Raw genomic sequence first — 23295 nt, forward strand, 5'->3', positions numbered from 1 at the left:
GTGTCGGTGGCCATGGCACTGGCGGCGCGGAACCGCGTCGACCGGTGTTCCTCGGTCCGCCGTTGACCGGGACCTGACCGGCGTCGACCGGCGCGGCACGATTCCACTCGCGATTCGCCCCTTGGCGCATCGGCGCCCCGGGACCGTCCAGGCGCCCACGACGAGCCGTAGCTCGCTTCCGTGAGCCCAACCATGGTCGAGCCCACCTGCTGGACCTTGTGCTGTCGGCACGCATGCCTCCCCCCTTTCTTGCTCGGCCCCGGCGCGCGCCCCCGGTGGGGCGCGCGCCGAAACCGAGTCAAGTCATGACGTTCAGCCCGTCACCGGCAGCCGCTGGGTGTGGACCACGGGCTTCGGTGCCTGCTTCGGCTTCGCTGGGCCGGGCGTGGCGGTCGCGGTGTTCGGCGGCGTCGTGGTCGCCGACGGCTGGGTCGGTCGGTCGGTTCGCGTCGCGGTCGGCTCGGTCGGTGTGGTGTCGGGTGTGGTGGATGTGCTGGTCGGCTCCGGCTCGGTTGTCGGTGTGGTCGACTCGGTCGGGGTGAGTTCCGTCGTCGACGAGGTGGGAGCGATCGTGATCCCGGAGTCGCCTGCCGATATCCGCTGCGCGGACGCCGACGGCGCACCGAGCGCGAGGGCCGTAGCGACGGCGGCGGCGAGGACCGCGCCTGCTCCGACCGAGGCCAGGGCCAGGCGGGTCATATTGGACTGCTGCATTGCTTATCCCCCTTGGTGGTCACGGCTCGACGGTCGAGCCGTGTATCGCGGCCGCATGGCCGCGAAGTTCTACGTGATGAGCACCGGCGTGCCGATGGGGACGTCACGGGCGAGCACGCTCAACGCGTCGTCCGGGACGCGGATGCATCCGTCGCTGCTCGCCGCCCCGAACACCTCAGGCGACGGCCAGCCATGCACCGCAACAGTTCCCGGGCCGCCGGCGAACGTCGTGTGTGTCTCCGAGTGCATGCCCAACGGCAGGATGACCGGCGAGAAGGTCTGCTCGGGATCGCTGATGGCCGCGACGATGAACGTTCTGCCCGCGGGCGTCGGGGCTCCCGCTTTGCCGACCCCGACCGTCCATCGAGCGATCTCGCGGTTGTGTTCGATGAGCCGCAAGGTGAACGAGGACCGATCGACGACGATCAAGTACGGCGTATGGGCGAAATCAAGCGAGTCGTCCACGCGCAGCCACCCCGACGCGGCGTTCGGCCGGGACGGGAGCAAGACTCGCGCCCACCCGGGGACGGTCTCCACGACCGGCACCCAGGTATCGGAGCCGAGCTGCGTCGACGGCAACGCCGCGACCGGCGCGCCCCGCGGCTCGGCGTAGAGCGCGACAAGCGTCCTTGGATGGATCAGGTCGCCCGCAGGTGTCGTGGCACCAGTGTCGAGGGGGAGAGCCGGAACTGTCGAGAAGGTCGTTGTTTCCGGCAGAGCAGCGAAGTCCACTGAGGACTCTTGGGGCGCGGCTGATCGTGACGAGGTCACGCCAACGCGGACCTGTCGGGCGTCCTCCACAGGCGCCGCGCCACAGGCCGCCAGCGCAAAGGCAAGCGCCGCGGCGCCCAGCGCCGCCGCTCGCGTGGGCGTACACAACTTCCTCACCGCAACCCCCTTGCGGATCCACAGCCGACCGGCGGCACCCAATCCAGCGATCCGCTGGCGGCGCACTCGGCGGCACTCCCCCATGACGACCAGTGACCGGCCGACTTCCTCCCGGCGCGATACTGAGTTATCGTCTCCCCTGACTCGAGAATATACGGGAACGCGATTGTGTCAACTCACTATCGCATTCATTGATCCGCGTCTGGCCACGAGCCAGCGAGAGGAGCAGGACCGCGATGGCGAAGGCCAGCTCGTCGCCCGGAGTGCTGGCGCAGCGGCTGCAGAAACTGCGCGAGACGGTCAGGCCGTCACCGACGCAGCGGTACAGCTACGCCGCGATCGCGGCGGGATGCCAGGAGTTCCTGCAGGATCCCTACCCGCCCAGCCGCGAGTACATCTCCAGCCTGTTCAACGGCAAGGCCGACAACCCCACCCGCAGGATGCTCGAAGCCCTGGCGGACTTCTTCGACATCAGCCCCGCGTACTTCTTCGACGACGCGGCCTCCTTGGCGATCCAGCAAGACCTCGAGCTCTACGCCGTGCTCGCCGAGAGAGGCATCGGCCGCGTCCAACTCCGCGCGCTGGCCAACCTCGACGAGGACGGCATCCAGGCCGTCCGGGACCTGCTGACGAAGCTGCCGAAGGCCGACTGACGTCTGGCCTCACCCGCGGGTCGCGGCCACGATCGGGATCAGCACCAGGACGATCCCGCAGAGTTGAAGTGGCGTGAGCTCCTGACCCAGGAGTAGCCAACTCAACGCCGTTGCCAGCAACGGGCCCAGCAACATCAACCGCGACACGGTCACCGCCGCGACCCCTGCGTGCAGCGCGCCATAGAGCAGCCAGAACGCCGTGGCGGTCCCGGCTAGCGCGATCCACGCCGTCACCGAGAGCGTCGCCGCCGACATTCGTTGCGGCGCTCCCTCCACCAGCCAGGCAAGCGGCACGAGCACCAGCGCCCCGCCGAGCATCTGCCACGACGTGGCGGTGCCGTGGTGAACGCCAGGCGGCAGCCCCCAACGGCGGGTCAGCAACATTCCGGCCGCCGCGGACAGCGCGGTCGCGACCGCGGCGGCGATCCCGACCGAGTCCACGTCGCCCTGGCTTCGCAGGACCATCAGCCCGACACCCACCACGCCCGACATCGCACAGGCCAGGCGAACCAGGCGAAAGCGCTCCCCAGCCACCGTCGCGCCGACCGAGACCAGCACGGCCTGCGTCGCCGCGATCGTCGCCGCCACGCCGACCGGGATGCGGTGCACGGCCGCCGCCTGACAACCGAAGAAGACTCCGAAGTTCAACGCCCCCAGCAGCAGGGACCTTCGCCACCATCGACCACTGGGCATGGACGGGCCCAACCCGAGCAACACCAGACCCGCGGGCAGCACCCTGAACACCGCATTCCACAGCGGCTCGGGCGGAAGATAGACGATCAACACCCAGGCCGAAGCGAACAGCACCGGACCTGCCACGGCGGCGAGCAGCCATCGGCGATCGACCGCGCGGTCAGGATCAAGACTCAAGAACATGACCTACCCCCAGGTCCACATGATCTCGCACATCGAGATCGTATGCGATAGTCAGTTGACAACTTCCGCGAAAGATACCACTCTGAAGAAGCGATTCCAGTCAACTGGACATCGCACTGTTGGGATCTGGGGGGGTAGTTCAGTCGTCTCGCGATCCGCGCGGGGCGACTGAACTTCATCGGGGGTGATGAGCGTGGACCTGCTCGCCGTACCTGAGCCGGGGCGCTGTGGATGGCAACTCCTGCCAACCCAGACAGCGGTTCCACGCTGGCTGGCGGAGACGATCGAGTGGCATGTACGCCCGTCGGCGGCCCGCACCGCGGCCACCTCGGGCGGCCGGGTCCTGTGCGAACACGTCGACTGGGAATCGGTGTGGGCGCGGGACCGCGACCTGTTCCTCCGCCGCGAACACCTCGGAGCACCACCGCCGCCGGTCTTCTTCCACTCCGCTGCAACACTTGCCGATCTCGGGTACACGCTGCTCCTGGAGGTCGAACTCGAGATGGTCTCCGACGAGCTGGCACTAGCCGTGTACGGCGCCGGAGTCCGCGGCACCCTGTCAACGCGAGCATGGCGTTCGGTCGCAGGGCTCCTGACGACCTGCGCATCCACCGTGCGCCAACCAGGACCGCGGCAACTACCCATCCAGCCGCCTGTCACTCCAGCCGCATGGGTGCACGACGACAACTACACGTGGTGGTCGTATCCTTTCGCGGGCCCAGTAAAGGAACTCTGCGAGTGCACCGCGGAGCATGGCCGCCCGGGAACCACCTTCGGCCCGACGCCCGGCCGACACAGGCGGGGATGAACGATGCGAACCCCGCCATCGAGACTCGTGGTCACCGCGCCACCGCTGGCCGCATGGTCAGCGCTAGTACCCGGCCTGCCGCGTGACAACGCACCACACGCACCGAGCAGGCCCCTGCGTCTTCATCCGCTGATCGCCGTTCCGGTGTTCCGATCTCCGGCAATCGGCACACCAGTGGCGGATCTCCCGACCTACGCGCACGGCGTGCTGCGGACGTGGGTTCCGATCATCGACGCGCGCCCGGGATGGGCAATGGTGCTGCTGCCATGTCTGCCCGACGGCTCGGCCGGCTGGATTCAGCTCGATGACCGGGTCGTGGTCGCCGCCCAGCCCACCCACATCGAGATCGACACACGACGCCGCACCATCGCCCTGGTCCACGAGAAAGAGCGCCGGGTCTGGCCAGCCGGGGTTGGCAGGCCGGCATCACCGACGCCGCGGGGCCGCACCTTCGTCCTCGGCTCGATCGACATCGCCGACGGCCTAGTCGACCGCGCGATCCTTCTGGCCGCTCACATGCCCACTCACCTGCTCCACAGCGCTGGCCTGCCCGCCGTCGGCATCCACACGTGGCCGGGCGCGGTATTCGGCCTGCCCGGCAGCGACGGCAGCGTCTTGGTGCCTGAACTCGCACTCACCGATCTACAAGACTCCGCGCCTCCTGGCACCGCAGTCCTGATCCACTAACGCCCACCGATCCAGCGCGACAAGCCGTCCGCAACTGTTCGAGCTCATGGTCGTGGGTTGATCAGGATGACACGTCCACGGCCGTAGCCGCGATATTCCTTACGACCTGGCTCCCCATTGCCTTGCGCACCTGTGTCAACCAGGCCGCCTCGTCGAATAGGTCTTGGTAGCCGATGGTCCAGGTTTGGGACTCGGCGAGAGTCACGGCCTCTACGGAGGGTCGCGCATGCGGTGCCCCTTGCTCGATCGCTCCCAGTGCGACAACGAGCTCGGCGGCTTCGGTGATCACGCCTGTTGACTCGGGCGGCCAGTTCCCAGCTCGAGCGGCGGCGGCGACCGACTCGGCCAACCAGGGCGAAACGTGAGCGCGCAACCTGACTTGCGCGTCGCGAATCTCGACGAGCCTGCGGCACAGCAGGTCGATTTCGTCGACGGCGGTGTCGGGCAGCCTCAGCTCGATCTCTGGCACCGCAGCGACCAGGGATTTCCAAAGCGGCAGCACTCCTGCAAGCGCTCGGCGGGTTCGCGCTCGATACGTATAGAGAACGAGATCGGTTGCCCACGAGATCATGAGACCGCCCCCGACCAGCAGCGCCAGCGCCGCACTCGCCACGACATGTGCGGTTCGCGTCATGACCAGAGAAGCACTCCTGTCGACATCGGTGGCACCCACCACAATGGATACGAGCTTGAGCACTATCCACAAGCCGCTGATACAGAGTCCGCACCGCACCACCTGGAAACCTCGCAGAAGCAAGGCAAAGGACTCGCCACGTGCGGTGTGGGTAGTCGCGAAGCTGTAGGCCACGATCGTCACGTGCCCGACGTAGCCGAGGAAGATCGCCGCTGCGATCCAGGAGCCCCACGGAAGGTGTAGATCAGGATCAACAGAAGGCACCGCGCCGAACGCGCAGAAGATGGCGAACCACGCGCCCGCCACCAGGGCGACACCCGTTCGACCGAGCGCCCGATCGCGAATCCTGCGCTCCCCTACATCAGAATGATCCAGGGCGGACAAGACGCACGACCCACCTAGGAAGACCAGGGTGGCCATTCCAACCTGCCTGGCTTGATGCCAGGTGTCCGACGCAGTGAGCGTGGCGGTCAGCGGTGCGCCCAGTGCCGCGGCGCCACCAAGCGACAGCAGGGCGGCGACGACAAGGGTCGCGCCGAAGTCTGAGGCGCCGTGCTCACACGCCACCCACTTGGCCAACCCGAGCGCAATAGTGACCGTCGCGGCGAGGTAGAACACCACGCTGACCGTCAGCACCGTGACCTCGGACCACAGGCGAGCAAACCGGGCAGCCGTGCGAGTTGCGGGTTCACCGCTGTCGAGGTGTAGGTCGAGCGCCGTGCGGCCGCGGCGACCAACAGCGAGCCAAACAGTTCCGCATCGCGTTCTTGTGCATCGTCGTAGACCGTTCTGCCCATGAGCCGTCGAATCAAGCCAGGCGAGAGGGTCGGCATCAGACTGTGCAGGACGTCGAGATCTTCCACCGGGTCAACATGGCCAAGCTCGTCGTGAACGTGCCCGCCCGATTGCTCTGCATGGCCGAGCGCGAGGTGTCCCAGTTCATGACAGATGATCTGAGTTCGGTGCAGAGGCGACGCTGTGGCGTCGTAGTACACGTAGTGAACATCGCCGGTGCTGACGAGCAACCCGCATGGCAGCGATGATCCGAGCTTTGCCGGTACCAGCTCGACTCGAGCGCCGAATTTCGTGGGCCACGCACGCAGTAGGGCGGTTATGTCGAACGGCTCAGAAACATCCAGCCCGTCGATTAGTAGCGCGCACTTTTCACGAATATATGAGTCCTTCATCTTGCCCCCATCCCTGCGCGTCGCACCCCACGTCCGACGCGCCCCTAGCCAGGTTCGACCACTCTTCGTAATCAATGCAGTTCAGAGCATCGCGACCACTTCTAGAGTATCACGCTGAGTAATATCATTCGTTTCGAGGAAACCGGGCGCGGCATCACCCTTCCGGGCTAGTCGACTTACCCCACGGTCGCGTTCGGCAGTCGATCGTGTGACTTCTGTGTCCGTTTGACCCGCACAGGTTTCTCGCGGACGATGAACAGATCAGACAACTCTTGGGGGAGAGAAAATGGATAAAATTGGGGACTCCACGCAGTCGAGACCGCCTGGGCCTTTCCTGAGCGTCTCCGAAGCAGCCGACCTCATGCGGGTCTCGCCGATGTCGCTTTACCGCGAGATCGCCGCAGGGAGGTTCCCGGCCGTACGGATCCGATCGCGGCTGATCGTGCCTGCGCGCGCGTTGTCCGAGATGGAGACCGCCGCTTTGGAGACGGGCGGGGTCGTCGACCCGTCCAAGTGGGTGTGATGACCGTGCGCGCCATCGCGTGCTGTTGACTCTCAGGCCATCTGCAGCACGGGCAGCACCTCGGGGAGGTCAGGTCGCATCTGGTTGTCCGCAGGAGTTGACGCCAACTTGCCGCCCAAGTCGCGCACGCGGTCGACCCGACGACGAGCCGATGAGTTGGCTGGTGCGCAGCCAAGATATGCGCACCAGCCAACGCGTCAGTGACATATGTGGTGCTTGACCGCCACCAGATTGGCGAGAGCGGCCGCCAGGCCAAGCACCATAACCGGGACCGACGCGACTCCAACGATCACCGGCCACGGTGCGACCGTCACGCCAGCGGCTGCCATCAGGTGATACGCGACCTGGGCGAGCGCGCCGATCACCAGACTGGCGATCGCTGAGGCCATCGCGAATCGCCTGGCGGTGCGGGAGATCGCGTCGGTGGTGAGCCAGCAGCGCAACGCGTACGCCGCGTACGCCTCGACCGAGATCGGCAGGACGATGGCGCTGTTGACCTCCAGGCCGTCGATGAGTCCCGGCAGTGGTTTGACGATCCCGAATCCGGCCATCTGCCCGAGGCCGACCCAGCCAGACCACACGGACACTGCCGCCGCCAACCCGATGAGGACCAGAGGCCACGGTCGAGGAGCACGATTCCGCGAGGCATCCCGGCCTCCGCCTGCCGACGTCCTATCGTGCGTCGCCACCTCGGGTGAGTCCCGGGATTCGCCAGATTGGTGCGCCTGCTCGGAAACCGGCGCCAGGTCGGTGCTGGATTTCTGCTTGTTGGCGGCCCGCCGGCGCGATTCCTCACGCAGCGCCTGGAGTGCGAGTCGCACCCGGTGTTCGCTGGTGTTCAGGGCGCGCGCCATCGCGGGCCTGCCGGGTATCCGGCGCCCAGTGGTGAGCGCCTCGTCGACGAGCGCGCGAACTTGGTCGACCAGGCTGGCGGCGGCGGCCGCGGGTTCGCCGAGTTGGTGACCGTTGGTCATGAACTGGTTGTGGGCGTTCACGCGACCATCACCACCGTGGTGATCGGCTCGTCGGAGCCGGGGGTGTACACGGCCATCTCGAAGTCGTCGAGGTTGATGTCGGTTCGACCGGTGCGGCGGATCGCCGAGCGCATCAGGTTGGCGAGCGCGTTGGTGTCGGTCGGGTCGACTTGGGCGGACATCCTCTTGATCGGCTTGCCGAGTTCGATGAGTTCCAACTGCACCACGCCGGGAGCCGCCGTCGGCGGCGCCGCGACGGAGGTGTGAGGGGGCGGCGCGACAGGTTCATCCCCCGCCGTCGTGGGCGTGCGCGGGTCGGCTTCTTGAGCCGCGGGACGCAAGGAGTTGACGATCGGGAGGACGATGGCCCGCTTGCCTCGGGACACCTCGATGACGCCCCATTGTTTGAGCATCCCGACCGCTCGGTGGACCGTGAACGGCGAGACGTTGTGCTCGGCGGCCAGCTCGGCCATCGGGGGCAGCGGATCGCCTGTCGCGATGGCGCCGTTGATGATCTGGTCGTAGAGGTCGTCGGCGAGTTTCTCGGGCAGGGTGCGCTGTGTTGGTGGGGTCGGCACGATGCCAGGCACGACCTGGGGCCTGCTGGGCATGCGATCCATGAGCACCAAGGACGCCCGCTGGTCGGCGGCGGAGCTCCAGGCGGCGTAGACCTTCAATGTCGTGACGCCGCCGCCGGAGTGGCCGAGGCGGCCGGCGACGGTGCGGATGTCCACGCCCGCGCTGATCAGTTCGGTGGCGGAGTAGTGGCGCAGGTTCTTCAAGCAGGTGTCGATACCCAGCGCTTTGACCCATCGCGCGTAGCGTTGGGTGAACGAGTCCGGGACGATCCAGGTCTCGCCGTCCGGGGTGGCGGAGAAGAGCAGCGAGTTGTCGGTCAGGACGCAGTCCACCAGTGCGGCTTGCCGCTCGCAGGCGTCCCAGTGCGCGATCAGCACCGCGGCTGTCTGCAGGTCGAGGGCGATCTGCCGTTGTTGGTGAGATTTGGTGTCCTTCTCCCAGATCTTCTTGCCGCAGTGCGCGACCGCGCGGTGGACGAACAGGGTGTGTTCGCACGCCGATTCGACGCAGTCGTGTCGACCGAGCTGGGTGTGACGCACCAAGAGGTGCTTGCGGCGCAGGGCCAGGAGTTCACCGCGGCGGACGCCGGTGACCATGGCCAGCCAGATCATCGCGCCGTAGCCCGCGGCCCAGGCATGCATGACGATCCGTGCGGCATCCTCGGTGGAGGGTGGTTTCGGCAGCGCGGGTGGCGCGGGTGGTTTACGCAGGGGCTCGAACGGGTTGGCAGGGACCCACTCCCACACCACGGCTTCCTCGAACGCCGCGCTCAGCATGAAGTGGATCTTCCGGATGGTGGCGGGGGCCAGCGGCTTGCAGACGTGCTTCTTGCACCGGCCGTCACATCGGTGCGACACCGACGCGTAGTGCTTGACCGGGCCGGTTCCGTCGCAGTGGTCGCGGCAGCGCCGCAGTTCGGCCTGGAACTCCAGGTAGGTCTTGGGCTTGATCCTGGAATAGGTCAGCTCGCCGAATGACGGTGCGGCGCCGAACGAGGCCGCCACGTGCTTGTCCGCGTAGCGGCGCAGCGTCTCCTTGTTGTGCTCCCCCATGTCCGACAGCCGCAGGTGCTCAGTGATCACCTCCATGACGGTCGCGTTGGTCTTCGGATGCTTGCCGTCCTCGACCTGCTTCACCAACCTGGCCCGCGTCTGCTCGGCCACGGTCTCAGCGCCCGGTCCGGCCGGGATCACCTCGCTCAGGTAGTGATCCTTGCCCGTGCGGATGTCGGCGCCCGCGTAGACCCGCACGCGCAGCGACCCGCTCGGCAACGGTGTGATGTTCCCCCTCAGGCGCGAAGGCCCAGGAGGGTTCCCCCGAACTCCCCCCATGGATCCACGGTACGCCTCGCCCGATATGTCACGACCCATGTCACGGCCGCCCTCTCGATGTCCGGCAGGACAGCTCATCGAGTATCGACCGGGGAATGCAGAACGGCGGTCCACCTGCGGATATTCTCCGCTGATAGACCGCCGCTACTGTTGTAGCCCCGACGGGATTTGAACCCGCGCTACCGCCTTGAGAGGGCGACGTCCTAGGCCGCTAGACGACGGGGCCAGGATCATTTTCTCTTGTCTTGCTGCGAAGAATCTTAGCAGATGCTCTGCGGACTCTTAGCGCTGGGGTACCAGGACTCGAACCTAGACTAACTGAACCAGAATCAGTCGTGCTGCCAATTACACCATACCCCAATGGCTATTCGATCAGCACCGCCAGGATCGCTCCTGTTGTGCTGTTCGGCTTGCCGGAGAAGATGTTAGACCACACCCCGGGTCAGGGAGAAATCGGGGGTTACCCGCGCGGGGTGGGCACGCCGGAGGCGCTGGTCAGTGTCGGCGTTCGGTAGTCCGTCACCAGGAGTTCAGGCAGGTCGGCGAGGGTCTCGATCATCGGGGCGGCCGTCTCGAGCTCGGCGCCGGAGCGGTTGAGCCACACTCCGTGCAGGCCCGCGGCGCGGGCGGCGGCGGCGTCGAGGTCGGCGCGGTCGCCTACGTGGAGGGTTTGGGCTGGTGGGACGCCCAGTTGGTGGCAGGCCTCGTGGAAGATGGCCGGGTCGGGTTTGGCCACGCCGAGTTCGCCCGCGCTGACGACGACGTCGAAGAAGCGGGAGATGCCGAGGGTCTCCAGGCGGGCGCGCTGGTGCGGGGCTGAGGCATTCGTCACAGCGGCGATGGTGAAACCGGCGGCGCGCAGCCAGTCGAGGCAGGGGCGGGTGTCGGGGAACAGGCGCCACGAGTGGTGCATCCGGCGCAGCCTGCGCTCCTCCAGTTCGGCGACGGCCTCGTCGTCCAGCAGGACGCCCAGGTCGGCGAGGAAAGCCTTCGTGCGGGTGCGGCGCATGGTGACGTGATCGAGTTCACCGGCGACCGCGCGGGCGCTGTACTCGTCGGTGACGCGCTGCCAGGCCTGCCACATGTCGTCGCGGCCGATCAATTCCGAGAGAGCTGATCTTGCCGAGCCGGTGTAATCGATCACCGTGTCGTCGATATCCAGGCAGATCGCGTGAATTACCGGCGGGCAGTGCTCCCGACTCAGCGGCGAGGCCGACAGTTGAAAAGGCACGAGCGCTGAAGTCATCCAGCGAGGTTAGGTCGCCGATGCGGGTTTTCGATTCGTCTGAAAAGGTGATGTTTCGACTACTGCCACGGTCAAGCACGAACGCCCCGCGACCGCGCCGGAAAGGCCCTTATCGCGGGGCGTTCGCCATTCGTTACGGCGGCGCGGCGCGCAAACGGGTGAGGGTTCGAGCAGCTCAGGGACCTGCGGACCGCGCGGCAGGCTCGCCGCCGGGGGCGACCTCACCCGCGCGGGGGAAAAGAAGTCTGCCGCGAGCGACGAGCCGGGTCGGTGGGCCGTCCACAGTGGCCGCACGGATTCCTCATGCGACAGAGAAATGCAAGACAGTTCACCTCCGGGGCGAATCCGCGCGAACAGGTTCGACTCGGGATCTCGCTTGGACAGTTTCGCGCCGCCCGCCGCGCACACCGAAATCCGGGGTGATTCCGTGCGCTCGCCGAGGGGCGGGTCCCGGTCCGCTGCCTTACGGCGTGGCCCGTTCAGGGCATCCCCGCCGATCCCACTTGACCGAGCAGGCGCCCCGGGTGCATCCTCAAGTTATTCAACCGCTGTTGAAAAGGGGAGGACAGCATGGAGCACACAACGGTGTGTGTCGTCGGGGGCGGACCAGCGGGCATGGTCCTGGGCCTGCTGTTGGCACGGGCCGGGATCGAGGTCACGGTCCTGGAGAAGCACGACGACTTCCTGCGCGACTTCCGCGGCGACACCGTCCATCCGCCGACGTTGGACCTGTTGGACGACCTGGGCCTCGGTCCGGCGTTCGACGCCCTGCCGCAGAGCCGCGTCGACAAGGTCCTGATCCCGTTCACGGGCGGCTCGGTCACCGTCGGCGACCTGTCGGGGCTCCGCGGCCCCCGCAACTACATCGCGATGGTCCCCCAGTGGGACCTGCTCGACCTGCTGGCGAACGCAGGCCGCGACGAGCCGACCTTCACCCTGCGCATGAGCACCGCCGCGACCGGCCTGGTCCGCTCCGGCGACCGCGTCACGGGCGTCGAGTACCGAACGAAGGACGGCGCGACCGGCACGATCACCGCCGACCTGACGGTGGCGTGCGACGGCCGCACCTCGCTGCTGCGCTCAGCGGCGGGCCTGCGCCCGGTCTCGTACCCGACCCCGATGGACGTTTGGTGGTATCGCGTCCCGAAGCACGACGGCGACCCCAGCGGCATCGTCGGCCTCATCGGCGACCGCCGCGCCGCGGTGATGATCGACCGCCGCGACTACTGGCAGGTCGCCACCCTGATCCACAAGGGCTCTGACGCCGCCGCGCGCAAGACGCCGGTCACCACCCTGATGGCGGACATGGTCGAGTCGGCCCCGTGGCTGGGCGACCGCGTCGACGCGGTCAAGACCTGGGACGACGTGAAGGTCCTCGACGTCAAACTCGACCGCCTCCGCCAGTGGCACACCGACGGTCTGCTGTGCCTGGGCGACGCCGCCCACGCGATGTCCCCGGTCGGCGGCATCGGCATCAACCTGGCCGTCCAGGACGCCGTCGCCGCCGCCCGCCTGCTCGCCGCGCCACTCAAGCGCGGCACGCTGTCCACAAAGGACCTGGCGAAGGTCCGACGCAGGCGCCTGGTGCCCACGATCGCCGTCCAGACGTTCCAGCGTGTCGCCCACGCGAAGGCGCTGAAGCCCGCGCTGGAGGGTCGGATCAACATCGCGCAGTCGGTGGAGCCACCCGGACCGCTGCGGGTGGTCTCGCGTCTCCCGTGGCTGAACCGGCTGCCCGCGCTGCTGGTCGGCCGGGGCCTGTTCACCGAGCCGACGCCGGTGTTCGCACGGCGGACCCCGAAGGTTCGGCTTCGCTAGGTTTGGCCCCATGGAGCGCTACCTGTCCCAGTTCACAGAGTCACCCGGTTACCTGGACTTCGCGCGGTTCGGCCCGCCGTCCCAGGTCGTCCTCGACACCACGGCCGACCTGATGGCGGCGGCCGCGACCGGCGGCCCCTCCACTGTGGACGACCTGATGCGACAGGACACCCGCGCGAAAACCGCCGTCGCCCGACTGGCCGGAACCGACGCCGATCATGTGGTCCTGCTGCCCCACACCAGCTTCGGCCTGTTCCAGGCGGCTTTCAACAGTGGTCGGGGTGAGGTGCTGGTATCGACAGGCGAATTCCCGGCCAACACCGTGCCGTGGGCTCGCGCTGAACACGCTGGGCGGCTGAGTGTGCGGTGGTTGCCTTCGGAGCATGTCACTCCGGAGGCGGTGGCTGCCGGGCTGACACCGGAGACGTCGATCGTGTCGGTGAGCGCGGTTGATTTCCGGACTGGGTATCGGGCTGATCTCGCGGCTCTGCGTGCGGTGGTTGGGGATCGGTTGCTGGTGGTGGATGGGATTCAGGGGTTCGGGGTCGTCGAGGAGCCTTGGGAGGCTGCTGACGTTCTGGTCGTGGCGGGGCAGAAGTGGTTGCGGGCGGGGTGGGGGACGGGGTTCGCGGTGTTGTCGGACCGGGCGTTGGAACGGATGGACCCGGTGCTGTCCGGCTGGACTGGCGCAGAGGATCCGATCGTGTTCGACGACGCGGTTCACGCGCCGGTATCGAGTGCGCAGGCTTGGTCGATCAGCAATCTGAGCCCGATCAACTCGGGAGCGTTGGCTGCGGCGTTGGAGCTGGTGGAGGAGACCGGCGTTTCCACGATCGCGTCCTTGGTCGCCGAGCGTGTTGGCGATCTGGAGGACGCGGTGCTTTCCGCGGGCGCCGAAGTCACCTCAGCGACAACTCGGCGCGCGGGAATCCTGACCTTCCATCTCCCCGACACCCCGAGCGAGCGGGTGGGAAAGGCGCTGACAGCGGCGGACATCACCTGCACAGTCAGAGGCAATCACATCCGCCTCTCCCCCCACGCGACAACACCGGCATCAACCACCGAGAGAGTCCGGGCGATCCTGCGGAACCTTGAGCACCCAACAGACCAGGCCGCGCAGACCTCGATCAGGGCGCGGCGAGATCGCTAGTGCGCTAGTGCTGTGTCCATGAACGTTGTCGGGCTATCGGCGGATCCAGGTTTCCGCTGGGCGTGCCGCCGGAATGCCGCTCGTACTGGGTGTACTTGGCCGTTTCGGCGGTGCGGCCAGCGGGAAGCTGGGCCGTCGAGAGCCTGGCAACGTTCGTGGACACAGCACTAGCGATTGGTTACCGGGTTCGTCAGTTCGCCCAGACCTGCGATCTTCACGGTTACGGACTGGCCGTCAACAATTGGGCCTACGCCTGCCGGTGTGCCGGTGAGGATCACGTCGCCCGGAAGCAGGGTCATCACCCGGGAGATCCACTCCACCAGTTCGCCGACGTTGTGCACCATCATCGCGGTGCTGCCGTCCTGTTTGAGTACGCCGTCCACTGTGGTCTGGATGTCCAGGTCGGCCGGGTCGACCGCCGTCTCGATCCAGGGGCCCAACGGGCAGAAGGTGTCGTGGCCCTTCGCCCTGGTGAACTGGCCGTCCTCCTTCTGCTGGTCGCGGGCCGTCACGTCGTTGGCGATCGTGTAGCCGAGGATGACGTCCTTGGCCCTGGCGGCGGGGACGTCGCGGCACGGCATGCCGATCACGGCCGCCAGTTCGCCCTCGAAGTCGACGCGGGTCGAATCGCGCGGGAGTTTGATGGCCGCGCCCGGGCCGATGACCGTGGTGGACGGCTTCATGAAGATCACCGGCTTGGCTGGGGCCTCGCCGCCCATCTCCGCGGCGTGGTCGGCGTAGTTCTTGCCGACGCACACGATCTTGGTGGGGAGGATGGGGGCCAGGAGCCTGGTGTCGGCCAGGGGCCAGCGCCTGCCGGTGAAGGTCGGGGTGCCGAATGGGTGTTCGGCGATCTCGGCGGCGACCAGGTCAGGGGCTTCGCCCTCGATGGCGACGAAGGCGACGCCTTCCGGGTGGGCAATTCGAGCGATTCGCACGGGGTAACCCTATGTCAGCGTTCGATCGGGGTCAGAGTGTCCTTCGCCAGGAGGTACTCGGGGGCCACCTGGTCGAAGTCGGCGCCCGCCGCGGCGACCACCGCGGAGCGCAGGGTCGTGGCCATGGCGAAGGCGCGGCCGCGGACGCCCTTGGTGTTGACGTAGGTGACCTCGACGCCGTTGCCCTTGCCGACCTTCGTGTCGCGGTAGCGCGGGTCCGTCACCGGGCCCTCGCCCGCGAGGAACTTGTCCAGAGCGGCGCGCGGCTCCATCGCCGAACCGGTCCACACCTGCATCTGACCTGCGCCTTTGACCTCGCAGGCCAGGTTGAGGCCATCGCGTTCGCCGGTGTCGGGGACGGTGGCGGAAGCGCCCGCGGCCATGTCGAAGCCGATCGGCATGGCACAGCTGACCGGGCCGCCCGACGCGGCGGGTTCGGCGTGGTCGGCCCAGACGTCGACCGCGACCGCGGTGGTCGGGGGTGACGACGACTGGCCACCCGTCTCTCCGGCGCAGCCCGCCACAGCGACGAACAACACGACACCGACCCCGACCAACCGCAGCACGTGACCTCCAACGTCAAGGGCGGCGAGCCTACGGGCGCAGGCCCCCCGTCGGCACACCGGACCTGACCCGCATGGCCTTGTGCGTGAGCGCGTCGCAGAGAGCCAGCCAGCTCGCCTCCACGATGTTGCCGTGCACGCCGACCGTGGTCCATTCGAGGTCGTGGTCCGTGGACTGCACCAACACCCTGGTGACGGCGTCGGTGCCGTGTTCGGTTGCACGCGGGCCGCCGGTCAGGATCCGCACCTTGTAGTCCGTCAGCTCCACCTCGTCCAACCAGGGCAGATGCGGGACCAGCGCCTTGCGCAGCGCCGCGTCGAGCGCGTGGACGGGGCCGTTCCCCTCGGCCGTCGCGATCACCCGGCGGCCCGCCACGTGGACCTTGACCGTGGCCTCAGAGACCACTTCGCCGTCGATCCGGTGGTCCAAGATCACCCGATAGGACTCGAGTTCGAACGGCGCCCGGATGTCGGAGCCGACCTCGTCGCGCAGGAGCAGCTCCAGCGACGCGTCCGCCGCCTCGAACGACCAGCCGCGCGACTCCAGGTCCTTGACCTTGTGCAGCGCGTTGTTCAGTGCCTCAGGCTCGGCGGCCAGGTCAATCCCGAGCTCATGTCCCTTGAGCTCCAGACTGGCCCGGCCTGCCATCTCGGTGACCAGCACCCGCATGTCGTTGCCGACGCGTTCCGGATCGATGTGGTTGTACAGCTCCGGGTCCACCTTGATCGCGCTCGCGTGCAGGCCCGCCTTGTGGGCGAAGGCCGACGTCCCGACATATGCCTGGTGGGTGTTCGGGGCGATGTTCGCGATCTCGGCAAGGGCATGGGAGACCCGGGTGAGCTCGGGCACGGATTCGGTGGGTAGCACCGCCATGCCGAGCTTGGTCACGAGATTGCCGATCACGGCGAACAGGTCGGCGTTCCCGGCCCGCTCCCCGTAACCGTTCGCGGTGCACTGGACGTGGCTCGCGCCAGCCTGTACCGCCGCGAGACTGTTGGCCACCGCGCAGGACGTGTCGTCCTGGCAGTGGATGCCGACCCGGAAACCGGTTCGGTCGATCACTTCGCGCACGGTCTCGGCGAGGCCGAGCGGCAGCTGCCCGCCGTTGGTGTCGCACAGCACGGCGACGTCCGCGCCCGCCTCCATGCCCGCGCCGATGACCCGCAGCGCGCAGTCCGGGTCGAAGGCGTAGCCGTCGAAGAAGTGCTCGGCGTCGAGGAACACCCGCCGTCCCTCGCCGACCAGGAACGCCACCGTGTCGCGCACCATCTCCGCGGCCTCGGCCACATCGGTGCGCAGCGCCAGCTCCACGTGCCGCCGGTCGGACTTGGCCACCAGCGTGATGACCGGCGCCTGCGACTCCAGCAGCGCCCGGACCTGCGGGTCCTGGTCAGCCCTCGCCCCCGCACGCCGCGTCGACCCGAACGCGACCAGCGCGGCGTGCTTGAGGTCGAGTTCGGTGGCCGCGCGGGCGAAGAACTCGGTGTCCTTCGGCATCGCCCCAGGCCAGCCGCCCTCGATGAACCCGACGCCCAGCCCGTCGAGCAGCCGCGCCACCGCCAGCTTGTCGGCCACGGAGTACGAAATGCCCTCCCGCTGGGCGCCGTCGCGCAGGGTGGTGTCGTAGACGTGGAATGCGTCGCCGAGCGGCGTTCCGGCGGGCGTCGTGCGGGTCACGAGAGCTCCTGGGGATGTATGTCGGAAAACAAAAAGACCCCCCGCTTGGATGCGAGAGGTCTGCGCGCTGGGTGGGAAACTCTTACCCAGCGCGCTCTTCGATAATGATCACAACGGAGGCGGTCACACTGCGATGGTGCCACAGTGGACTCGGCCGTACCAACTCACGGACCCAGATTCCCACGACCTGGGACCGTGAGTCGGCACTCCGGCTCAGCGGACGGCCACCATCACGTGGTCGTCGCCGAACTGCCACACCGGCCCGGCGGCCGCGAAACCCGCCCCCGTCAGCAGGTCCGCGTACTGCGTCACGGTCAGGTCGCTCGACGAGTCGTGCGAGATCGCCATGGCCGAGTGCTCGCGCGCGAGTTCGTCGTCGACGTCGGCGAGCACCGCGTCCCACCACGACCGCCAGTCCTCGTTGTCGACCACGCCCGCCCGCTCCGACCGCGCCTCCCGCACGACCTTCGCGTAGTCCTGCAGCGGGCCGGGCAGCACCATGTGGTCGGCGTTGACCAGCACGCCACCCGGCCGCAGCCTTCCCGCCGCCGTGGCGAACACCCGCGCGAGGTCGTCCGGCGCCAGCCAGTGCAGCGCCGTGCTGGACACCACCGCGTCCCACGGCCCGTCGAGCACGGCCTCCCAGCCGGGCTCGTTGAGATGCGCCCGGACGAACCGGATGTCCGCGCGCGCCGCCGAGGTGGCCAGGTCGAGCAGCAGCGGGTCGGCGTCGACCCCGACGATCTCGGCGTGCGGCAGCGCCCCCGCGATCCGCTCGCCCAGCGAGCCGGGCCCGCAGCCGATGTCCACGATCCGCGGCCGCGCGACCCCCGCCGTCGCGGCCTTGACCACGTCGACGACGACTTTGAACCGCTCCTCGCGGTCAGGCACGTAGCGCTCCTGCTGGGTGTCCCAGCGGTCCAGCCACTTGCGTGCGGTTATGGTGTCCACAAGCCCTCCCGGTTACTGTCATTTCCCCTAACGACAGTGACAACACTAGAGACAAGGACGTAACTGGTCAAGTGGACTTCGACAGTCACTCCTCGATCGTCGTGGGATCCGCGCTGGCCCTCGCCAACGAGGTCACCTCCGGCCACCGGCGCGGCAAGCCCTACGACGCGCCCGCAGGCAAGGGCCTCACCACGGCCCTGACCAGCATGTTCCACGCCCTGAACTCCACCTGGGGTCCTCCGCCGAGCGACGAGGCGGCGACCAGCCTCGCCGAGTGGGGCGTGCGCCTGCACGGCGTCATCGCCGCCGTCGACCGCGGCGACGTCGACAGCGCGTGCGAGGAGATCAACCGGATCACCGCCGAGACCGGCGCCACCCCGGTCCTCAGCCGCCACGACGGCCAGGCATGGCACCTGCACTTCCACGCCCTCGACGCGTCCTGGGAGGTCAGCTGGGCCGCGTCCATGGCCACCGGCCTCGCGATCGTGCTCGGCAACCCGGCCATCGACCGCCTCGGCATCTGCACCGCCCCCGCCTGCGACCGCGCCTACCTCGACACCTCCAGGAACGGAACGCGGCGGTTCTGCTCCACGGCCTGCCAGAACCGGGTCAAGACCGCCGCGTTCCGCGCGCGCAAGACGAGCTAGTGTCCTGCGCCGGAAATCCGGCGTCTTATCGTTGGTCCATGTTTCCGCTGGGTGTGCGGACGGAAGGTGCTCGTACTGGTTGCCTTTCGTCCGTGCGCCCAGCGGGAAGCTGGGCCGCCGAGAAAGGTGTCGGATTTCCGGCGCAGGGCACTAGCCCACCAGGAACTTGTTGAACTCGACGATCGCCGCCGGGTTGCGCGGCCCCTCGACCAGCGCCGCGTAGGGCAGGACGAAGAACCGTCCCTCCCGCACCGCGGGCACGCTCGCCAGCGCGGGATGCGAACGCAGAAACGCCTTCTTCGCCGCCACGCTCTCCGCCCCGTAGTCGTTGATCATGATGACGTCCGGCGCGCGCTGGACGACGGACTCCCAGCTCACCGTCGTCCAGCTGTCGTTGAGATCGCCGAAGATGTTCTCCCCGCCCGCCTTCGTGATGATCTCCTCGGGACCCGCCGTGCGCCCGGAGGTGAACGGCTGGTCGATCCCCGAGTCGTAGAGGAACACCTTTGGCCGCTTCCAGTCCGCGGGCAGCGTGACCCCGGCGACCTGCCGCTGATACTCCGCGACGAGCTTGTCGGCCCGCTCGCGCACGCCGAACACCGTTCCCAGCGTCCGCAGGTCGGTGTAGAGCGCCTCCAGCGGCGGCATGATCCCCCGCTGCTTGCCCACCCCGTTGCGGCACGACTCGGTCAGCACGTAGCTCCGCACGCCCTGCGCCTTCAGGCTGTCCGGCGTCAGCCCCTTGGTCTCGCTGAAGCCGTAGTTCCAGCCCGCGAACACCAGATCGGCGTTGGCGCCCTGGATCGGCTCCAGCGCGATGTCGTCGCCGAGCCGCTTCACCTTGGCGAAGTCGGCCTTCCACGGCGAACTCTCGACGCCGCGGACCTGCCCGCTGTCGACGGTGTACCCGGCCATCCGGTCAGCCAGGCCGAGGGCGAACATGATCTCGGTGATGCCGATGTCGTTGGCCACCACCCGCGACGGCGCGCGGTCGAAGGTGATGTCGGCGTCGCAGTTCCGCACGGTCACCGGATAGCCGGACGCGGGCGCGGCCGGGTCCGCGGCGATCTCGGCGCCGCACGCGGACGTGGCCAGCAGCGCGGCGAGCGCCAGCACTCGGGTCCTCACAGGGTCTCCTTCAGGTTGACGAGCCGGTCGTAGATCAGTTGCGGGACACCGGAAACGGGGTGGTCGACCACGTGCGCGCGCACGCCGAAGACCTCCGCGACGAGACCGGGGGTGAACACCTCGGCGGGCTGTCCACTCGCGACGATCCGGCCCGCGGCGAGCACGTGGACGCGGTCGCAGTAGGCGGCGGCGAGGTTCAGGTCGTGCAGGACCGTGAGCACGGTCAGGCCCGTGTCGGCGACCAGGGCGAGCACTTCGTGCTGGTGGCGGAGGTCGAGGTGGTTGGTCGGCTCATCGAGGACGAGCACCCGCGGCTGCTGCGCCAGCGCCCGGGCGACCAGCACCCGCTGGCGCTCGCCACCGGACAGCGTCAGCACGCTGCGGTGGGCCAGGTGGGTGGCGTCGACCTGGGCCAGCGCCTCCGCGCAGATCGCCGCGTCGGCCTCGGTGTCGCGGTCGAAGGTGCCCTTGTGCGGCAGCCGCGCCATGGCGACCACCTCGGCGACGGTGAAGTCGAGGTCGACCTGGGTGTCCTGGGTGACCGCGGCCATGACCCGCGCGCTGTCCCTCGGCGCCATCCCGGTGAGGGGCTCGCCGCCCAGCAGCACGGCGCCGCCGTCCGGGACCAGCGCGCGGTAGACGCAGCGCAGGGTCGTGGTCTTGCCGCTGCCGTTCGGCCCGACCAGGCCCACGACGGTGCCGGTCTCGACGGTGAACGACACGTCGGCGACGATCTCGGCGACGGTCAGGTCGCGCAGTTCGACGTCCATCACCGGCCCCCGAACACGTAGCCGCGCTTGCGCATGAGGAACACGAAGCACGGCACGCCCACCACCGCCGTGATCACGCCGAGCGGGAGCTCCTGCGGCGCGGCCACCGTGCGCGCGACAAGGTCCACCCAGATCAGGAACACCGCGCCCGCCAGCGGCGCCACCAGCAGCACCCGGCGGTGGTCGGCGCCGACCACCATCCGCACCAGGTGCGGCACGACCAGCCCGACGAACCCGACGGCCCCACTGACCGCCACGAGCGCCCCGGTGAGAACCGAGGACACGAGGAACAATTTCCGGCGCAGGGCCGCCGGGTCGACACCGAGCGTCATCGCGGTCTCGTCGCCCATCGACAGCGCGTTGAGCGAGCGGGCGACAAGCCGCAGGTAGACCAGCCCGGCCAGCACGACAGCGGTCGAGAGCGGCAGCATCGACCACGTCGCCGCGCCCAGGCTCCCCAGCAGCCAGAACAGCACCGACCGCGCCGCCTCCCCGTGCGGGGCGAGGAACACCATCACCGTGGTCACCGCCGCGAACGCATAGGCCATCGCGGTGCCGGTCAGCACCAGCCGCAGCGGTGTGAGCCCCTGCGCGGTGCGCGCGGCCACGTACACCAGCACGGTCGCGCCGAACGCCCCCGCCGCGGCGGCGGCAGACAGCGCGTAGATCCCCAGCGAGGCGAACAGCCCGAACACCACGACCGCCGACGCGCCCACCGACGCCCCCGACGACATCCCCAGCACGAACGGGTCGGCCAGCGCGTTGCGGACCATGGTCTGCACGACCACGCCCACCACGGCGAGACCCGCGCCGACCACGGCCGCGAGCAGCACCCTGGGCAGCCGGATCTCCCACACGATCCGGTAGGTCCCCGCTTCGGCGGCGTCGATCACCCCGCCAGTCAGGGCGGCGTGCAGGTGCGAGACGACGTCGGCCGGCGGCACGCTGACCGGCCCCAGAGCCACGCCGAACAGGACGGATAGGACAAGCGCGCCGATCAGCGGCGGCACGGCGTGCCTGGACAAGACAGGGGCGGACACGGAGACCTTTCGGTGCGGACAGACGAATCCCGCACCCGGCCCGTGTCGACGCCGGACGGGCTCCGCCCGTAGACCACGACGGGTGAGCTGAGTTCATGCGGCCGCACGGGTAATCGGACTTGCCCACCAGGTGGCGGGCCTACCGTTGCGGGTCAGCGCCGGACTTCGACCGGACTTCCCCCGTGGACCACGGATTCAGTTGTGTGCGGGCACTCTCGGGGCACCGACGGCCCGCTGTCAACGGACACGCGACGCTCATCACGCCGGAAGGCCGCCCCCAAAGAGATCTTGGGGACGGCCTTCCGGGGCTTGGATCAGGACTGCTGGACCGCCCGGACGTTGGACGACACGAGCGCCGCCAGCCGGTCGCCGATGGCGAACGTGCCGCCGGGCGACGAGTGGTCGCGGGTGGCCAGGTCGAACGCCACCGACGCCTCGATCCGGCGCGCCGCCTCGACCTCGCCGAGGTGGTCGAGCAGCAGCGCCACCGACAGCACCGCGGCCGTCGGGTCGGCGATGCCCTGCCCGGCGATGTCCGGCGCGCTGCCGTGCACCGGCTCGAACATGCTCGGGTTGCGCCGGGTGATGTCGAGGTTGCCGCTGGCCGCGAGGCCGATGCCGCCGGTGACCGCCGCCGCCAGGTCGGTGAGGATGTCGCCGAACAGGTTGTCGGTGACGATCACGTCGAAGCGGGTCGGGTCGGTCACCATGTGGATCGTGGTGGCGTCCACATGCTGGTAGGCGACCGTCACGTCCGGGTGCTGCAGGGAAACCTCCTCGACCACGCGCGACCACAACGAGCCCGCGTGGGTGAGGACGTTGGTCTTGTGCACCAGCGTGAGGTGCTTGCGGGGCCGCGCCGCCGCCCGGCCGAACGCGTCGCGCACGACCCGCTCGACGCCGAACGAGGTGTTGACGCTGACCTCGGTCGCGATCTCGTGCGGAGTGTCCTTTCGCAACAGACCGCCGTTGCCCGCGTACAGCCCCTCGGTGCCCTCGCGGACGACGATCATGTCGATCTCGCCCGGGTCGGCGATGGGGCTCTTCACACCGGGGTAGAGCCGCGCGGGGCGCAGGTTCACGTGGTGGTCGAGTTCGAACCGCAGGCGCAGCAGCAGGCCGCGCTCCAGGATCCCGCTGGGCACCGATGGGTCGCCGACGGCGCCGAGCAGGATCGCGTCGTGCTCGCGCAGCTCGCCGAGCACCGACTCCGGCAGCAGCTCCCCCGTCGCGTGCCAGCGCGAGGCGCCGAGGTCGTAGCGGGTGATCTCCGCGGTCGGAACTACCTCGCCAAGCACTTTCAGTGCCTCAGCGATGACTTCCGGCCCGATCCCGTCACCTGGGATCACCGCGAGCCGCATGCACACACCTCCCGGAGTATCGGCCCGATCTGAACAGGGCCTGGTAGACGAACGAAAGGCTACCGGCAATAAGCCCGATTGCCGCATCTCGCCACCCCACTGGGTGGTTGCGAAGGCGGGAATCCGCCCTCGAGATACACGAACGGTGCCC

Annotated in this window: 21 protein-coding genes, 2 tRNA genes, 1 pseudogene and 1 riboswitch; of the genes and pseudogenes, 6 read left to right on the forward strand and 18 right to left on the reverse strand. The window is 68.5% G+C overall.

The annotated features are described in order from the left end of the window. Window positions 1–312: 312 nt before the first annotated feature. Together ACSHT8_RS16030 and ACSHT8_RS16035 are read right to left on the reverse strand one after the other, a co-directional pair. Window positions 313–714 (reverse strand): hypothetical protein, encoded by a 402-nt coding sequence (locus ACSHT8_RS16030; RefSeq protein WP_436501815.1) that lies wholly within the window; start codon window positions 712–714, stop codon window positions 313–315. Window positions 715–783: 69 nt separating this feature from the next. Then, on the reverse strand, window positions 784–1179 hold the full coding sequence (locus ACSHT8_RS16035) for a L,D-transpeptidase (RefSeq protein ID WP_436501816.1): 396 nt from the start codon (window positions 1177–1179) through the stop codon (window positions 784–786). Window positions 1180–1838: 659 nt separating this feature from the next. On the opposite strand from ACSHT8_RS16035, the gene ACSHT8_RS16040 reads away from it, so the two are divergent. After that, window positions 1839–2255, forward strand: coding sequence for a helix-turn-helix domain-containing protein (locus ACSHT8_RS16040; RefSeq protein ID WP_436501817.1), 417 nt, complete (start codon window positions 1839–1841; stop codon window positions 2253–2255). Window positions 2256–2264: 9 nt separating this feature from the next. On the opposite strand, the gene ACSHT8_RS16045 is transcribed toward ACSHT8_RS16040, so the two are convergent. After that, complete coding sequence (locus tag ACSHT8_RS16045; protein ID WP_436501818.1) at window positions 2265–3131, reverse strand: DMT family transporter; 867 nt, start codon at window positions 3129–3131, stop codon at window positions 2265–2267. A 1012-nt stretch (window positions 3132–4143) separates the two neighbouring features. Between ACSHT8_RS16045 and ACSHT8_RS16050 the strand changes: the two genes are divergently transcribed. Then, entirely contained in the window at window positions 4144–4626 is a 483-nt protein-coding gene (locus ACSHT8_RS16050) for a L,D-transpeptidase (RefSeq protein ID WP_436501819.1), read from the forward strand. Window positions 4627–4687: 61 nt separating this feature from the next. Here the strand turns inward: ACSHT8_RS16050 and ACSHT8_RS16055 are convergent, their stop codons facing one another. Both ACSHT8_RS16055 and ACSHT8_RS16060 read right to left on the reverse strand, forming a co-directional pair. Next, on the reverse strand, window positions 4688–5896 hold the full coding sequence (locus ACSHT8_RS16055) for a DUF6545 domain-containing protein (protein ID WP_436501820.1): 1209 nt from the start codon (window positions 5894–5896) through the stop codon (window positions 4688–4690). After that, window positions 5890–6447: a hypothetical protein gene (locus ACSHT8_RS16060; protein ID WP_436501821.1), complete on the reverse strand. Its 558-nt coding sequence runs from the start codon at window positions 6445–6447 to the stop codon at window positions 5890–5892. Before ACSHT8_RS16060 ends, ACSHT8_RS16055 begins: the two co-directional genes overlap by 7 nt. 286 nt (window positions 6448–6733) lie before the next feature. Between ACSHT8_RS16060 and ACSHT8_RS16065 the strand changes: the two genes are divergently transcribed. Then, a complete protein-coding gene (locus tag ACSHT8_RS16065) occupies window positions 6734–6970 on the forward strand; it encodes a helix-turn-helix domain-containing protein (RefSeq protein WP_436501822.1) in 237 nt (78 codons plus the stop codon). 197 nt (window positions 6971–7167) lie between these two features. Here ACSHT8_RS16065 and ACSHT8_RS16070 read toward each other — a convergent pair whose 3' ends face one another. From ACSHT8_RS16070 to ACSHT8_RS16090, 5 genes are all read right to left on the reverse strand, one after another. Then, window positions 7168–7965, reverse strand: a complete 798-nt coding sequence (locus ACSHT8_RS16070; protein ID WP_436501823.1) for a hypothetical protein — start codon at window positions 7963–7965, stop codon at window positions 7168–7170. Then, window positions 7962–9794, reverse strand: coding sequence for a GntR family transcriptional regulator (locus ACSHT8_RS16075; RefSeq protein WP_436501824.1), 1833 nt, complete (start codon window positions 9792–9794; stop codon window positions 7962–7964). Before ACSHT8_RS16075 ends, ACSHT8_RS16070 begins: the two co-directional genes overlap by 4 nt. Window positions 9795–10007: 213 nt before the next feature. After that, a tRNA-Glu gene (locus ACSHT8_RS16080) sits at window positions 10008–10080 on the reverse strand. Window positions 10081–10142: 62 nt separating this feature from the next. Next, window positions 10143–10214: transfer RNA gene (locus tag ACSHT8_RS16085), tRNA-Gln, on the reverse strand. Window positions 10215–10314: 100 nt separating this feature from the next. Beyond that, window positions 10315–11100 (reverse strand): HAD family hydrolase, encoded by a 786-nt coding sequence (locus tag ACSHT8_RS16090; RefSeq protein ID WP_436501825.1) that lies wholly within the window; start codon window positions 11098–11100, stop codon window positions 10315–10317. A 570-nt stretch (window positions 11101–11670) separates the two neighbouring features. On the opposite strand from ACSHT8_RS16090, the gene ACSHT8_RS16095 reads away from it, so the two are divergent. Next, a complete protein-coding gene (locus ACSHT8_RS16095; protein WP_436501826.1) occupies window positions 11671–12918 on the forward strand; it encodes an FAD-dependent oxidoreductase in 1248 nt (415 codons plus the stop codon). A gap of 10 nt (window positions 12919–12928) precedes the next feature. Continuing rightward, window positions 12929–14020: pseudogene (locus ACSHT8_RS16100) on the forward strand (aminotransferase class V-fold PLP-dependent enzyme); the annotation flags it as partial. Between the two features lie 215 nt (window positions 14021–14235). Here the strand turns inward: ACSHT8_RS16100 and ACSHT8_RS16105 are convergent. The 4 genes from ACSHT8_RS16105 to ACSHT8_RS16120 all read right to left on the reverse strand — a co-directional run bounded on the left by ACSHT8_RS16105 (window position 14236) and on the right by ACSHT8_RS16120 (window position 18198). Continuing rightward, window positions 14236–15006, reverse strand: a complete 771-nt coding sequence (locus ACSHT8_RS16105) for a fumarylacetoacetate hydrolase family protein (protein ID WP_436501827.1) — start codon at window positions 15004–15006, stop codon at window positions 14236–14238. A 14-nt stretch (window positions 15007–15020) separates the two neighbouring features. Continuing rightward, the gene (locus ACSHT8_RS16110; RefSeq protein ID WP_436501828.1) at window positions 15021–15572 is read right to left on the reverse strand and encodes a lipoprotein; all 552 of its coding nucleotides are present in this window, start codon (window positions 15570–15572) and stop codon (window positions 15021–15023) included. A gap of 28 nt (window positions 15573–15600) precedes the next feature. After that, the gene (gene cimA / locus ACSHT8_RS16115; RefSeq protein ID WP_436501829.1) at window positions 15601–17247 is read right to left on the reverse strand and encodes a citramalate synthase; all 1647 of its coding nucleotides are present in this window, start codon (window positions 17245–17247) and stop codon (window positions 15601–15603) included. Between the two features lie 213 nt (window positions 17248–17460). Next, window positions 17461–18198 carry a class I SAM-dependent methyltransferase gene (locus tag ACSHT8_RS16120; protein WP_436501830.1) on the reverse strand — a complete coding sequence of 246 codons (738 nt, stop codon included), beginning with the start codon at window positions 18196–18198 and terminating at the stop codon, window positions 17461–17463. Window positions 18199–18269: 71 nt separating this feature from the next. On the opposite strand from ACSHT8_RS16120, the gene ACSHT8_RS16125 reads away from it, so the two are divergent. Then, the gene (locus ACSHT8_RS16125) at window positions 18270–18845 is read left to right on the forward strand and encodes a CGNR zinc finger domain-containing protein (RefSeq protein WP_436501831.1); all 576 of its coding nucleotides are present in this window, start codon (window positions 18270–18272) and stop codon (window positions 18843–18845) included. A 150-nt stretch (window positions 18846–18995) separates the two neighbouring features. On the opposite strand, the gene ACSHT8_RS16130 is transcribed toward ACSHT8_RS16125, so the two are convergent. The 4 genes from ACSHT8_RS16130 to ACSHT8_RS16145 form a co-directional block, all read right to left on the reverse strand. Next, entirely contained in the window at window positions 18996–19973 is a 978-nt protein-coding gene (locus tag ACSHT8_RS16130) for an ABC transporter substrate-binding protein (protein ID WP_436501832.1), read from the reverse strand. After that, window positions 19970–20743, reverse strand: a complete 774-nt coding sequence (locus ACSHT8_RS16135; protein ID WP_436501833.1) for an ABC transporter ATP-binding protein — start codon at window positions 20741–20743, stop codon at window positions 19970–19972. The genes ACSHT8_RS16130 and ACSHT8_RS16135 overlap by 4 nt, the downstream gene beginning before the upstream one ends. Next, entirely contained in the window at window positions 20743–21783 is a 1041-nt protein-coding gene (locus ACSHT8_RS16140) for a FecCD family ABC transporter permease (protein WP_436501834.1), read from the reverse strand. Before ACSHT8_RS16140 ends, ACSHT8_RS16135 begins: the two co-directional genes overlap by 1 nt. A gap of 87 nt (window positions 21784–21870) precedes the next feature. After that, window positions 21871–22007: riboswitch (cobalamin riboswitch) on the reverse strand. A 90-nt stretch (window positions 22008–22097) separates the two neighbouring features. After that, complete coding sequence (locus ACSHT8_RS16145) at window positions 22098–23144, reverse strand: 3-isopropylmalate dehydrogenase (protein ID WP_436501835.1); 1047 nt, start codon at window positions 23142–23144, stop codon at window positions 22098–22100. Between the last annotated feature and the right edge of the window lie 151 nt (window positions 23145–23295).

Source organism: Actinokineospora sp. HUAS TT18, assembly GCF_051364635.1.
Taxonomy (GTDB): Bacteria; Actinomycetota; Actinomycetes; order Mycobacteriales; family Pseudonocardiaceae; genus Actinokineospora.